Source organism: Gilvimarinus gilvus (assembly GCF_030518155.1).
Taxonomy (GTDB): Bacteria; Pseudomonadota; Gammaproteobacteria; order Pseudomonadales; family Cellvibrionaceae; genus Gilvimarinus; species Gilvimarinus gilvus.
Window position 1 is genome coordinate 17,140 of the sequence record NZ_JAULRU010000264.1, and the last position, 13,078, is coordinate 30,217.

General features: G+C 50.0%; 15 protein-coding genes. 7 read left to right on the forward strand and 8 right to left on the reverse strand.

Features of this window, described 5'->3' with window-relative positions; genetic code table 11:
- Nucleotides 1-36 precede the first annotated feature (36 nt).
- Nucleotides 37-1,125, forward strand: coding sequence for a 3-deoxy-7-phosphoheptulonate synthase (locus tag QWI17_RS03955; protein WP_302721209.1), 1,089 nt, complete (start codon nucleotides 37-39; stop codon nucleotides 1,123-1,125).
- 46 nt (nucleotides 1,126-1,171) lie between these two features.
- Here QWI17_RS03955 and QWI17_RS03960 read toward each other — a convergent pair whose 3' ends face one another.
- The 4 genes from QWI17_RS03960 to QWI17_RS03975 all read right to left on the reverse strand — a co-directional run bounded on the left by QWI17_RS03960 (nucleotide 1,172) and on the right by QWI17_RS03975 (nucleotide 4,542).
- Entirely contained in the window at nucleotides 1,172-2,266 is a 1,095-nt protein-coding gene (locus QWI17_RS03960; protein ID WP_302721211.1) for a DUF481 domain-containing protein, read from the reverse strand.
- Nucleotides 2,267-2,307: 41 nt separating this feature from the next.
- Nucleotides 2,308-2,895, reverse strand: a complete 588-nt coding sequence (nfuA, locus tag QWI17_RS03965) for a Fe-S biogenesis protein NfuA (RefSeq protein ID WP_302721212.1) — start codon at nucleotides 2,893-2,895, stop codon at nucleotides 2,308-2,310.
- A 133-nt stretch (nucleotides 2,896-3,028) separates the two neighbouring features.
- Complete coding sequence (locus QWI17_RS03970) at nucleotides 3,029-3,844, reverse strand: ion transporter (protein ID WP_302721213.1); 816 nt, start codon at nucleotides 3,842-3,844, stop codon at nucleotides 3,029-3,031.
- 14 nt (nucleotides 3,845-3,858) lie between these two features.
- Nucleotides 3,859-4,542: an RluA family pseudouridine synthase gene (locus QWI17_RS03975; protein ID WP_302721214.1), complete on the reverse strand. Its 684-nt coding sequence runs from the start codon at nucleotides 4,540-4,542 to the stop codon at nucleotides 3,859-3,861.
- Nucleotides 4,543-4,697: 155 nt separating this feature from the next.
- Between QWI17_RS03975 and QWI17_RS03980 the strand changes: the two genes are divergently transcribed.
- Nucleotides 4,698-4,943 carry a DUF2970 domain-containing protein gene (locus QWI17_RS03980; RefSeq protein ID WP_302721215.1) on the forward strand — a complete coding sequence of 82 codons (246 nt, stop codon included), beginning with the start codon at nucleotides 4,698-4,700 and terminating at the stop codon, nucleotides 4,941-4,943.
- Between the two features lie 8 nt (nucleotides 4,944-4,951).
- Here the strand turns inward: QWI17_RS03980 and QWI17_RS03985 are convergent, their stop codons facing one another.
- Entirely contained in the window at nucleotides 4,952-5,452 is a 501-nt protein-coding gene (locus QWI17_RS03985) for a MarR family winged helix-turn-helix transcriptional regulator (RefSeq protein ID WP_302721216.1), read from the reverse strand.
- Nucleotides 5,453-5,985: 533 nt separating this feature from the next.
- On the opposite strand from QWI17_RS03985, the gene QWI17_RS03990 reads away from it, so the two are divergent.
- Nucleotides 5,986-7,650: a nitrite/sulfite reductase gene (locus QWI17_RS03990; RefSeq protein ID WP_302721217.1), complete on the forward strand. Its 1,665-nt coding sequence runs from the start codon at nucleotides 5,986-5,988 to the stop codon at nucleotides 7,648-7,650.
- On the forward strand, nucleotides 7,634-8,140 hold the full coding sequence (locus QWI17_RS03995; RefSeq protein ID WP_302721218.1) for a DUF934 domain-containing protein: 507 nt from the start codon (nucleotides 7,634-7,636) through the stop codon (nucleotides 8,138-8,140). The genes QWI17_RS03990 and QWI17_RS03995 overlap by 17 nt, the downstream gene beginning before the upstream one ends.
- Nucleotides 8,141-8,238: 98 nt before the next feature.
- Here the strand turns inward: QWI17_RS03995 and QWI17_RS04000 are convergent, their stop codons facing one another.
- The 3 genes from QWI17_RS04000 to QWI17_RS04010 are packed head-to-tail and all read right to left on the reverse strand — an operon-like array spanning nucleotide 8,239 to nucleotide 10,327.
- Nucleotides 8,239-8,853: a MiaE family protein gene (locus QWI17_RS04000; RefSeq protein WP_302721219.1), complete on the reverse strand. Its 615-nt coding sequence runs from the start codon at nucleotides 8,851-8,853 to the stop codon at nucleotides 8,239-8,241.
- Complete coding sequence (locus QWI17_RS04005) at nucleotides 8,850-9,320, reverse strand: DUF1289 domain-containing protein (RefSeq protein ID WP_302721220.1); 471 nt, start codon at nucleotides 9,318-9,320, stop codon at nucleotides 8,850-8,852. Before QWI17_RS04005 ends, QWI17_RS04000 begins: the two co-directional genes overlap by 4 nt.
- A gap of 53 nt (nucleotides 9,321-9,373) precedes the next feature.
- Complete coding sequence (locus tag QWI17_RS04010) at nucleotides 9,374-10,327, reverse strand: SMP-30/gluconolactonase/LRE family protein (protein WP_302721221.1); 954 nt, start codon at nucleotides 10,325-10,327, stop codon at nucleotides 9,374-9,376.
- Between the two features lie 405 nt (nucleotides 10,328-10,732).
- Here QWI17_RS04010 and QWI17_RS04015 point away from each other — a divergent pair, with 405 nt between their 5' ends.
- From QWI17_RS04015 to QWI17_RS04025, 3 genes are read left to right on the forward strand one after another with little or no spacing between them, the layout of a single operon-like run.
- Nucleotides 10,733-11,770 carry a DUF3080 family protein gene (locus tag QWI17_RS04015; protein ID WP_302721222.1) on the forward strand — a complete coding sequence of 346 codons (1,038 nt, stop codon included), beginning with the start codon at nucleotides 10,733-10,735 and terminating at the stop codon, nucleotides 11,768-11,770.
- Entirely contained in the window at nucleotides 11,767-12,603 is an 837-nt protein-coding gene (locus QWI17_RS04020) for an SDR family oxidoreductase (protein WP_302721223.1), read from the forward strand. The genes QWI17_RS04015 and QWI17_RS04020 overlap by 4 nt, the downstream gene beginning before the upstream one ends.
- Nucleotides 12,604-12,615: 12 nt before the next feature.
- The gene (locus QWI17_RS04025) at nucleotides 12,616-13,074 is read left to right on the forward strand and encodes a methylglyoxal synthase (RefSeq protein WP_302721224.1); all 459 of its coding nucleotides are present in this window, start codon (nucleotides 12,616-12,618) and stop codon (nucleotides 13,072-13,074) included.
- Nucleotides 13,075-13,078: the final 4 nt, after the last annotated feature.

The following is a 13,078-nucleotide window of genomic DNA, read 5'->3' on the forward strand; positions in this document are numbered from 1 at the left end:
GAACTCATAGACAACATAGCAACAACTGGAAAGCGAATGTCACACGAAGTAATGGATAATGCCGTTGATGATCTCAACGTAGTCTCTCAGGAGCTGTTGATTTCACCGGCGGAACTCAAGCGCGAACTGCCTCTGTCTGACGCCGCTCGCAAGGTCATCACCGAAGGTAGACAGACCATCCGTAATATCCTCGACCGCAAGGATGACCGGATTTTTGTGGTAATTGGCCCCTGCTCTATTCATGACGTTGAGGCGGCCAAAGACTATGCTGCCCGCCTGAAAAAGCTCGCTGAAGAAGTCAGCGACACCATTTATATTGTTATGCGCGTCTACTTTGAGAAGCCCCGTACTACCACAGGCTGGAAGGGGTTGATCAATGACCCTTACTTGAATGACTCGTTCAAAATTCAAGAAGGTCTGCATATTGGCCGCAAACTCTTGCTCGATATTGCCGAGTTGGGATTGCCGACCGCCACCGAAGCCTTAGACCCCATATCGCCGCAATACCTACAAGACTTAATCAGCTGGTCAGCGATCGGCGCGCGCACCACCGAGTCTCAAACTCACAGAGAGATGGCCAGTGGCCTTTCATGTGCGGTTGGCTTTAAAAATGGCACCGACGGTGGTTTAACCGTTGCCATCAACGCGCTACAGTCGGTCTCCAACCCACATCGTTTTCTGGGAATTAACGCCGAAGGTCAATGCTCAATAATCCACACTCGCGGTAATGGCTACGGCCATGTTGTCCTGCGCGGTGGCAATGGCAAACCAAATTACGATTCCGTTAGCGTTGCCATGTGTGAAGACGAGCTAAATACAGCTAAAGTCGTCCCCAATATTATGGTTGACTGCAGTCATGCCAATTCCAATAAGGACCACAATCTGCAACCGCTTGTCATGGACAACGTCGCCAACCAAATTACGGAAGGCAACAAGTCGATAATCGGTTTAATGGTCGAGAGTAACATTGGCGCGGGCAACCAGAAGATTCCCGAAGATTTGAGTCAACTAGAGTATGGGGTGTCGGTCACTGACGCCTGCATCGACTGGCCTTCAACGGAAAAGGCGATACGCTCAATGCGAGACAAAATTAAGTCCGTTTTGGCAAGTCGAAATAAAAACTAAACTCGATCTGACGCCCAAAAGACGGCTACGCCGCCTTTTGGGCTTCTCAATGTGACCATTTAAGACCCATCGTGATTGTGTAGTCATTCTGCTTGGGCAGAACACCGTTCTCATCAATTTGAGGCTTTTTGGTGTAATCCCACAAATAAGACAGCTCAAAATCTAGCTTTTCGGTTAGATCTACCGTAAAAGCAGCGTCTACAACGTGCTTATACTGCCCTGTGGCTTCATTGGTAAACTGCGGTTGGTACAACAATGATAGAGTAAGCTCACTGGTAACATCCCACTCAATGTTACTTTCAGCCGTGATCACTGCAGTATCACTCGACAAAGCCTGCCCTTGTGGAGCGGTGGTAAATTCCTGATACTGGTAACCAGGACCGCCCCCCACCTTCCAGGTAATATGGGCTTGATCCAGCAGGTAATACCCCGCAAACACACTGTAGGTTATCCGGGCATCGATATTCTGAGAGCGATCGCGGAAATACTCTAGGTAGCCGGGAGTCCAATACAGGCGACTCTCTAAAAAACGATCAAGCCGACTACTGAAGCGATGAGATTCTTCCGTTAGTATTTCGCCCGTCTCACTGTAATCGCCCCGATAGGTCAGAGCAAAAACGGACTTAGATGTATATCGGTTTAACGACAAATTACTGGACAATGAACGCTGGGCAGTATTGCCTTCTTTAAGCGATCCCCCCAGGGTCACACCTACACGCCAACGATCTATTTCACGCTCGCCTCTGCGCGACATGGCAACGATATCGGCTCGGGGGTGTTGAGCTGTCACGGGCCCGCTAAACCGGAGGGTCTTTTGATTAATATCTACCGGCCCCCAAACTGTTTCACCGGAATTGAGGCGAACGGCCATGCTTTGCGAGGACAAAACGCGAACAATGTCGTCGCTCCAGTCGAGGGATAGCTCATCAAAAAAGTCGGAATCAAAGCTAAGGGTTTTATCATAAAGGCCAATGATTTCGCCTTTTAACCACTCCCCACTATCGAGCTGCACCCAGTCCCAACCATCGAGACTGGCGGGCGGGTCGGGCCAAACTTTCTTTTTCTGCTCTGATTCTGCGGTAGCGATCAGGGCAAGCAGCAGCAAGCCACTCGTCACAATTACTTTAAAGATATGGCGCATTGCTCACCAAGTCCCTTGGATGCTCACAGTAGATCGGGTGATTAATAATATGCCTGAGTACGGTCGGTATGATCCGTTATATCTCGAATTCCCTTCAGCTCGGGCAACTTATCCATCAGCGCAACTTCAACGCCATTTTTTAACGTAAGGTCCACCGCGCTACACCCTTGGCAACCACCGCCGAAACGTAAAATGGCATAGGAGTCGTCGGTAATTTCCACCAGGCTGACTTCGCCACCGTGCGCTGCCAGGCCCGGATTAACTTCGTTGTAAAGCACGTAATTAATGCGATCTTCTAACGGACTGTCGTCAGTAACTTGTGGCATTTTAGAGTTGGGCGCACGTATTGTCAGTTGCCCGCCCATTTTGTCTGCCGCATAATCAACCTTAGCGTCCTTTAAGAAGGGGACACTGCGCTCTTCAAAATAAGCAATGAAGCCTTCCAGGTCGAGTGTAATATCCCCCTCTTTCTCTTCGCCGGGGCGACAGTAGGCAATGCAGGTCTCCGCTTTAGACGTACCCGGGTTGGCTACGAACATACGAATACCCATGCCTTCGCTGTTTTCCTGTTTTTGCAAAAGGCCCTTTAAGTACTCTTGTGCTGAAGGCGTAATATCAACTGCAACCATAAAATCTTTGTTTAACCCTTATACCTGATTAATTTACTCAGGTATTTTACTGCAAATCACGGCGGATGAAAATGTGCCCGTCCAACAACTGCGATATTAATCGCCAAGCACATCTATTATTTGGATGAAGTAGTCAGTCTATCTTACTGTTTTTGCTAGAATATAAACCATATTTCTTTTCTTCAACTCGGCCCTTTTGCATTGCATCGCTAAACGCGGAGGCAAGTATCCCTGTGGGCATTGCCACCAAGCCAATACTGGCAATGGCTGTTAGCCCTGCAAAAAACTTACCCAAGTTGGTGATCGGGTAAACGTCGCCGTAACCTACCGTGGTAAACGTTATGACCGACCACCACAGCGCGCGCGGAATACTGCCAAAGGCTTCCGGCTGGACGTCACCTTCGACCAAATAAAGGAGAATCGATGCCAGTAGAATCATAGATACGGCGATCGCCATACTGATGGAGAGCTCATAACGCCTGGAGCTGATCGCCAGTACAACGTGATGCATGGCGCGTGAAAACTTACCAAATTTTGCAAGCCGCACAATTCGCAGCAGCCGGACAAACCTCAACAGCAAAGTTTGTACTCCCAGCAAGCCCATTAGCAACGGCAAAACCGCCACCAAATCAAGCAACGCCGCTGGCGTCATGCTATAGCGCAGTCTACCCAAAAGCGCCGATTTATATTGTCTCGATTCTACACAACACCACAACCGCGCCACATACTCGCACAAAAACACAAGGCTAAAACCCAGCTCCAACCAGCGCATAACGGTCTCATAGCCGGCACTGACGGTGGGCTCTGTCTCCAGGACTGCCGTTATAAAAGACAGCAGAATAAGGACGCATATGATCCAATTAAGCGGCGACAGACCATAGCCCCAGGCTTTTGGCTCCAACTGAACATAGAGAGCGGCGCGAAATTGGCCAATCTTAGAACGTTTCATGGTTAATCTCGAGACTAAAAAGGCCTTGCAGAGGTGCCTTTGACCAGGCACCCCGTTTGCGGATGCTGAAACCGCAACTCGCTGGCGTGAAGCAATAACCGTGAGGAGAGCCCCCGCACCTCGGCATCTGCATAAAACGCGCAACCTAGTATAGGGCAGCCAATCTCAGCCAGATGCAAGCGGAGTTGATGCGACCTCCCCGTCAAAGGTTCGAGCGCGAGGAGGCTTGTACGAGTCTGTTGGTCATATGACACAAATTTATAGCGGGTAATGGAAGACTTACCTTGTTCGTCGACTTTGTATTTGGGCCGATTCAAAGGGTCAGCCATGATGGGTAAATCGATAACACCATCGCCCGGTTCAGGCCGTCCCGCCACCCTTGCGTAATACAATTTGTAGGTTTCGCGCTCCTGAAACTGCCTGGCTATTTTGCCGTGAGCGATTTTATTAAGCGCCACCACCATAATGCCAGAGGTATCAAAGTCGAGCCGGTGAACAATACTGACAGATGGGTATTCAAGCTGTAAACGACTCAATACGCAGTCATGGTTAGCGGGGTTACGTCCGGGCACCGACAACAGACCGGCAGGCTTTTCAATTAACAAAAAGTCCGGATCCGTCAACAGCACGTCGACAGAATCGAAACAGCGGGGCAAAACCGTGAGTTGATCGGGGGCGGGTTGAGTATTGGATGTCATAGGCCTCACTGCCAGCGCCGAAGCGCGGTCTAAATCAGTCACACCCAATAAAAAGAGGTGAAACTGTTACACGCAGTGTACGGGCTCGGACTAACCGGCCAGACTGCGCTATCATTGCGCTTAGTGTACCTCATTACAGGCTCGGACCATAACGTATGACCGCCCCCAATAAACAACAAAACAATGAATCAAAACCGCGTGAGAGGCGGGCCAAGCCCGGGTTATTACAAATTATTGGCAGTACGTTTGCCGCAGCCCTTGGCGTGCAAAGCAACAAAAACAGAGAAAGGGATTTTAGAGGCGGTAACCTCAAGGTGTACATCGTCTCGGGTATACTGTTTACGCTGGCGTTTATTGGCGGCCTGGTGGCGCTGGTCAATTATCTACTGGCGGCTCACTAGCGACAGAGCTAATCGATTGTTCGCCACTGTCGGGAGCTTTCAACACCGGCCTCTCGCAACAATTTTTGCACATGTGATTTGAAAACGCGCACTTCGGTCGCCGGTAGCTGGCTCAGAAAACGTTGCTGATGTTCAAGCGCAAGTTGATCAACGCGCTTTGCCAGAGATTTCCCCTCTGGCGTCAAGTAAACTCGAACACTGCGACGATCGCCATCGTCGTGCTGCCTTTGCACTAAGCCTTTGTCCACCAACCTGTCGAGTAGGCGGGTAATGGCTGAGCGATCAACCCCCAAGCACTCGGCAATTTTCGCCGGAGTATCGGCCTCCTCGTGCGCTAAAACATTAACGCTCATCCACTGCGGCCAACTGATATTTTCCACTGCCAAGGCCTCATTGAACGTCTCCCGCATTGCACTTGCCAATCGGTTTACCCAAAAAATCAGGCTATTATTCAGGTGCAGATGACCAGCTTCAACGCTGGCGGAAGCGGTCGATGTGTTATCTTGCATAAATTATCGAAGACTGAGGCAGAAGGAAGAGAATATTGCTAACGTGGAAATAGCCGCCACCTGCGAATGCAGTAGCGGCGGCTGTTGCAGCCGATTTATTGGCCACTGATCCAGAATATACAGGTCACTACAAAAATAGCGATTAAAGACACGGCCGCAATGGCATCGGCAACGCTGTCGCCCTGTTCTTGCATTTCAATTTGTTCATTCATTGTTTTTATACTCCCAGCTATTTTGGTCTTCTAGTCTTGTTATGTGCCAATCTGGTACCGTCTGGAACACACGTGATTTCAGCATCATCCATGCAAAATCATTCCCGTAGACCATTTCTTATACAGAAAGATTCTAATGACATCAAGGGGATATTGGCATATAACCAATTTTTCGTGAGATATACGAAAGAATTCGTTCAAAAACCGTACGTTACCTGATAGTTTGGCCCCCTTTAGCCCCTCGCGATTCGCGCCCATTTGCTGTATCCTGCGCGCCTGCGAACACGCCCTAGGGGCATTTCAGTAACGGTACACTGAGCTATGTATATATACGACAAGTATGACCATGAAATCCTGAGCCAGCGTGTGGCCCAGTTTCGTGACCAAACCCAGCGCTACCTCACGGGCGAGTTAAGTGAGGCAGAGTTTTTGCCTTTGCGCCTACAAAATGGCCTGTATGTGCAACGACTGGCCCCCATGTTGCGTATCAATGTCCCCTACGGCATGCTCAACAGCGAGCAATTACGCCGCCTCGCGCGAATCGCCAGGGACTATGACAAGGGTTATTGTCACGTCAGCACACGCCAGAATATTCAATACAACTGGCCCAACCTGGAGGAAGTGCCAGACATTCTCGCTGAACTTGCCGAAGTCGAGATGCACGGCACCCAATCCAGCGGCAACTGTATCCGCAACATCACTTCCGATCAGTTCGCGGGCACAGCCCCCGATGAACTGGTTGACCCGCGGCCCTACTGCGAAATCATCCGACAGTGGTCTAGCTTCCACCCTGAGTTTGCGTTTCTACCGCGCAAATTTAAGATCGCCATTTCTGGATCGCAAATGGATCGGGCCGCTATTCAGGTACACGATATTGGCCTGCAGCTGGTCACCGCTGATAACGGGGATATTGGGTTTAAAATTCTGGTCGGCGGTGGCCTGGGCCGCACCCCAGTCATCGGCAGCGTGATTCGTGAATTCTTGCCACGTATCGAAATCTTGAACTACCTCGAAGCAATATTGCGGGTTTACAATTTGCATGGACGCCGCGACAACAAATATAAAGCCCGTATTAAAATTCTAGTGCGCGCCATGGGGCCCGAGGCCTTTGCAGAGGCCGTCGAAAAAGAGTGGACTCAGATTAAAGAATCACCTAGCACCCTGCGCGAAGAAGACTTTGATAACGCAAAAGCTTTTTTCACTGAGCCCGCCTACGAGGCGCTCGACGAGACTCAGGCGGCGACTCTTTTGGATCAGCAAACGGCCGACAATGTAGCCTTTTCAAAGTGGCTTCAGCGCAATGTGCGCGATCATAAAAAACCAGGCTATGCAGCCGTTACACTATCGCTGAAACCAACGGGAATAGCGCCGGGCGACGTCACCGACAGTCAATTGGAAAAAGTGGCGGACCTTGCAGATCAGTTTAGCTTTGGCGAAGCCCGCACGACTCACGAGCAAAATATGGTTCTGGCCGACGTAAAGAAATCAGACCTATTTGCCCTTTGGCAGGCTGCTCGCGAAGCTGGTTTTGCGACCCCCAACATCGGCACCCTTACGGACCTAATTTGCTGCCCTGGTGGTGATTTTTGCTCGCTGGCAAACGCGAAATCAATACCCATTGCCGAGGCCATTCAACGTCAGTTTAACGACTTAGACTATGTCTATGATTTAGGTGACCTAGACCTGAACATATCGGGTTGTATGAACGCGTGTGGTCATCACCACGTGGGGCATATTGGTATTCTCGGTGTCGACAAAAAAGGCCAGGAATTCTATCAGGTAATGTTGGGCGGTAGCGCCAGTAACGACGCCTCTTTAGCGAAGGTTCTGGGTCCCGCTTTTGGTGCAGAGGACATGCCGCAAGTTGTGCAAACAATCGTCAACGTCTTTCTGGAAAACCGCACACAAGAAGAAATTTTTATCGATACTTACAATCGTATTGGTATTGCACCCTTTAAGGAGCGCGTTTATGCCAAAGCTAGTTAAGGACGGAGCCATTATCGACGATCAATGGGCCCTACTCGCCAAACCGGATACCGATGCGGATACTGTCGAGGTGCCAACCGGCGCTGTAATCATTCCGTTAAGCGTTTGGCTGGCGCAAAAGCAACACCTAAGTGAGCGCACCGATGTCGGTGTCTGGATTGACAGCGACGAAAGCGCTAATGATCTCGCAGAGGATGCCAAAACACTGCCACTCATAGCCGTAAACTTTCCTGCATTTATGGACGGACGGTCATTTTCCAACGCCCGCCTCCTGCGCGAACGCTTCGGCTTTACGGGCGAGCTGCGTGCAGTCGGTGGGTTTATACGCGATCAACTGTGTTACTTGTCTCGCTGCGGGGTCAACGCTTTTCGTTTTGACGATGACAGCGTCAACCTGGAAGAGGCAAAAAAATCGCTGGAAGATTTCACTGAGTTTTATCAAGCAGGCTCAGATCAGCCCACACCTCTGTTTCGCCGGCGTACCGCGTAGGCGACGACTGTTCGACGGCATGAGCACAACTGAAAAAGCGATGAACAGTTTTCACTGTTCATCGCTTTTTTAATACACGCCCTTATAAGCCAGTGGTACTAAGCCGTAGCCAGTGGTCCACTGTGAAAGCGAAACTCATCATCACCACCTTGCACTAACTTCTGCTCTAGCGCTAAGAAGAAATCGACGCGCTCCTGAATGGACTCCACGCCAGCCGCCTTTTGCGCCAAATGCAGATAATCCTGAAAGTGTCGCGCTTCCGATTTAAGCAAGGAGAAATAAAAATTCTTAAGCTCTTCATCAAGATGCGGAGCTAGTTTGGCAAAGCGTTCACAAGAGCGCGCCTCAATAATCGCTCCCACAATCAGCGTATCGACCAGACGAGCAGGTTCAAATGTGCGCACAGGTTTACGCAATTCTGCGGCGTAGCGCGATGCGCTTATTTGGTCATACGCAATGCCCCTCGCCTGCATGATCGCAATGACCTGCTCAAAGTGCCTTAGTTCTTCGCGTGCCAGCCGAGACATTTTGTTGAGAAGCTCAAAGTCCGATACATAGCGATACATAAGCTGCATTGCCGTAGAAGCGGCTTTTTTTTCGCAGTTTGCATGATCGAGCAACAATATTGCGGGATTCGCCAACGCGTTATCAATCCAACTCTGTGGTGTCGAGCAATAGAGAAATTCTGTAATCGCGGAGATATCTGTGGTCATGGAGAGCCTGCTCGGGCCAAACCCGGCGCAATATACCTTTCGTAATAGGCACAAGAAAGTGCGTAAAAATCTTTATCGATATCATCGCGAATCTGGGTTAAGGGCAAATTTCGCCAACCATCTCGCAAGGCAATACCGAAGTGTGACAAGTCATAAATTTGGCTGGCACCGGCCCGCAACAAATCAAAAATCCAACAATAAGGTGATTGCTCAGCTTTAAATTCGATCTGTTGATGCTGTATTTGGGCTAACAGCAGTGCCTCATCTTGAATCGTAAAGCGATTCTCAACTAATTGTGTGAGATAACCCTCTAATCGCTGCGCGATAATACGCCGCTGCCCTTCAGAGTATGCGTTCCAGTGGATAACCTCATGGGAAAAGCGCTTGCAACCTCGGCAAACGCTGTCTCCAATGCCGGTTGAACAAATACCGACACAAGGGGTTTTAACAGGATCAAATACAACCATGGGTCTCCACAGGCAGAATCGCTAAGGCTGCATTTTAACACCGGCGACAAGCTTCAGTAAGGCATACCAGCGATATCCATATCAATTTTCCATAACGACCCCTTGCCAGTTATAAACAAGGTCTTCATGTCCTCGCCACCGAAGGCAGCATTGGTGACATTTGCATCAAAATCGGCAGATGCTATTTCCTCGCCCTCGGGGCTGATTACCCGCAATCTACGGGTGGTATGCTCGGTTACATAGACGTTACCCATACAGTCGACGGCCATACCATCTGGCACTGTTACTGGCGCCAAAAATTGGCTCTGTACATACGGAAAGTCGGTGGTTAGGTCATAAGCACGCACATAACCGTGGTTACCGCCGCCAGCCACGTATAAAGTAGCCTCGTCGGGGGAGAGTGAAATACCATTGGGGTTAGCGATGGTCTTATCAATCAGACGTACCTGGCCGTCGCTGACCTCATACACACCGGTAACCGGCTGGCCGCCTGGCGCCGCGCGCGTTTGAAAATCCGGGTCGGTAAAGTACAGCGTACCTGCACGGCTTACCGTTAAATCGTTAGGGGAGTTAAACACATTCCCTGCAAACTCTTCGGCTAACGCCGTGCGCTCACCTGACCCTACATCTAACCGCGAAACGGCTTTGTACTTATGAGTTCCGGCAATTAGGGCCCCAGTTTGGTCAAGCGCCAGCCCATTTGACCCTGAGTCATCGATGGCAACTTTAAGGGTATCGCCATCATAGGCCATTACTTTCGATGGAAAACCATCGGTAAACAAAAAGTGGGAAAAATACAAAACCCCGTCTTTCCATACTGGCCCTTCATAAAGACCAACGGCTGCGTTATTGGCTATTTGAATACGCTCAGGGCGTAATTGACCTTGTGGCGCCGCGCCGGATTTGACGCTGCAGACCGCAGCGGTCTGCGGCATATCATTGTGCTGAGCACAGGCCGATACTGCCAAAAACGGCAGGACTAAGACGCTTAATTTTTTTAGACTCATGGAATTTCCTTACAATCGTTTTTAGCCAAAGCTTCATTGACCCAGTATTTACATATCATACCTATAAAATGATAGCGCTACCATAACAGGAATAGCAACACGATAGCGGCACTCGGCACTTTGAATTATAATTTCTACTCGATTTGCCCGTAGAGACAGCTATGCGGCTACTTAAATTCCAGGCTGCTTGTTATGCATGGGCAACCAGGCGCGTGCTGCACCGAACTGTGCGGCTTCATCGCCGTGTAACCACAACTTCAACGAAAGTGAGAATCACCAAAAGTATGCTGACGAGGGCTAGCGTATTGCCGCCGTCGAAGTTCAAGATGTAGCCGCTGATGCGCCACTCACAAAAGGCTATCTTCAGTGGACCCTTTTTTCCATTCCACAATGGCTCTGAGCCCTATGACGCGCACGCCGGCCTACATCTTTTGCATTCCCTTGTTTTGGTTCTCGCTATACGCATTGGTTGGCTGTACGAAAACAGAACCGGAAGTCACGTTTGACGACTATCTCACTCGCCTGGGTCGTGTGACAGACATTAGTGTTCCTCCTACGGCACCCCACTCCCGCCCGCAATATCCTGCCCGCGCGAAACTGTTGCCAGTGATTGAATCGCCAACCATCAATTGGCTGGAACTGTGGGACTATCGCCAATGTGGGCTAAGCACATTGCTTGGAGAGCGCAATAGTGTTCTAGGTAAGCACATGCAAGCTTCCACCCATTTTGTTATGGATGTTGAGATTATTCAGGCGCTGCAATACTGCCGTACGCAAACAGCAGACACTGAAAGTCAGAAATTGTCCGACACACTGCTTAACATTAAGCGGGAACAACTTCCCCTGCGTTTTGCGAAAGCCACCGCCGCCAGCGAAGAGATGCAAAGTTTTTGGTCATATTCGGGCCCCACACTCATCGCCCCGCAAACCAGCCTCAACGCCAGCATTGAGGCAATAGACCACTGGCAACTTTCAATGCGAGAAGCACCTCTTACGCTGCCGGATATTAGCCTGCTTGAAAACAGCAACAAGGTTTTACGACAAAAACAAGGTGGTACCCTTCTAAAAAGCTTGATTTTCGCCGAGCAAAAGATGCGCAGCGCCAATCGCATTCTGGCCCAGGCAGAACAACGTAAAACACTTTGCCCCTTAGGGTTAGCGAAGCAAGAGCTTAACTGGGCGCGAAACGTGATGCGGAAATTTTTTATCACCAAAGTCCAGCCCTATTTAGCGCGTATCAATGCAGATAACCTGGCTTTACAAGCCTCATACAACCAATTTTATCAACGCTTGCCGAATTCCACCCAGCAAGTTCTTATTCCGTTCACTGAGCAATGGCACACGCTTAGCAAAGCCTTTACACTCTCAACTAAGGCGCACGTTAAGCACTGGCAGTCGTTGTTCGCAAGCTGTGGAGAATCAGCCACTAAGGAATCACCATGAATGTAAAACGCAGCATTCTAATCACCGGATGCTCAAGCGGTATTGGCTACTATTGTGCGCACACCTTAGCCAAAAATGGTTGGCAGGTTATTGCCAGTTGTCGCGATGCAGAAGACGCAGCCAGCCTTAAAGCTGAGGGGCTGGAGGCTATTGTGCTCGATCTAGCCGATACCGACAGCATCTTAGATGGGCTCAAACAAACGCTGGCTCTGACCGGAGGGCGCCTGGACGCCCTATTCAATAATGGCGCCTACGGCCAGCCCGGCGCAGTCGAAGACTTAAGCCGCGACACACTGCGTAAACAGTTTGAAACAAACTTTTTCGGATGGTGCGAGCTAACTAATGAGGTCGTGAAAGTCATGCTCACGCAAGACAGTGGGCGCATTATCCATAACAGCTCCGTACTTGGCTTTGCTGCTATGCCTTTTCGGGGCGCTTACAACGCCAGTAAATTTGCACTAGAGGGTATCGCCGATACCATGCGCCTTGAATTGGCCGACACCAACATTCAGCTGTCATTGATTGAGCCCGGCCCAATTACAAGCGAATTTCGCAAAAATGCCTTGCGGGCTTTAGAAGGCAACATTGACTTCAATGCAAGCCGTCACGGCTTTAAGTACGCAGCAGCCGTGCACAGACTGGCCAAAGAAGGCCCGGCCTCGCGGTTCACTCTTGGCCCCGAAGCTGTTTACAAAAGACTGGATCATGCCCTCAATGCTAAGCGCGCTAAACCGCGCTACTATGTGACATTCCCGACGTACTTAATGGGGTACTTAAAGCGCATTCTGACAACGCGCATGATGGACAACATACTGGGTCGAATTTCAAGCTAAACAGGTGAAATGATGGAATACAAAAATATAACGCTACCGGCCAATAAATCTATTGCACTGATTGCCCACGACAACAAAAAGCCCGATATTGTGAAGTGGTGCCAAGATCACAAAGAAGATTTAAGCGGTCACACGCTCTACGCCACCGGTACGACAGGCTCGGTCATCAGTAACGCGACAGGCTTGACCATTCAGAGATTAATCAGTGGCCCGCTTGGCGGTGATCAGCAAGTGGGCTCACTGATCACCGAAGGGAAAGTAGACTTTCTCATCTTTTTTTGGGACCCGTTCGAGCCCATGCCCCACGATCCCGATGTAAAGGCTCTGCTAAGAATTGCTGCGGTATGGAATATTCCGGTGGCTTGCAACCCCATCAGCGCCGACTTTATGATCGCATCTCCGCTGTTTGCCACTGAGTTTCAGCGCAGCGTACCGGACTACGAAAGCTATATAACAAAGCGAACACACTAAAAAA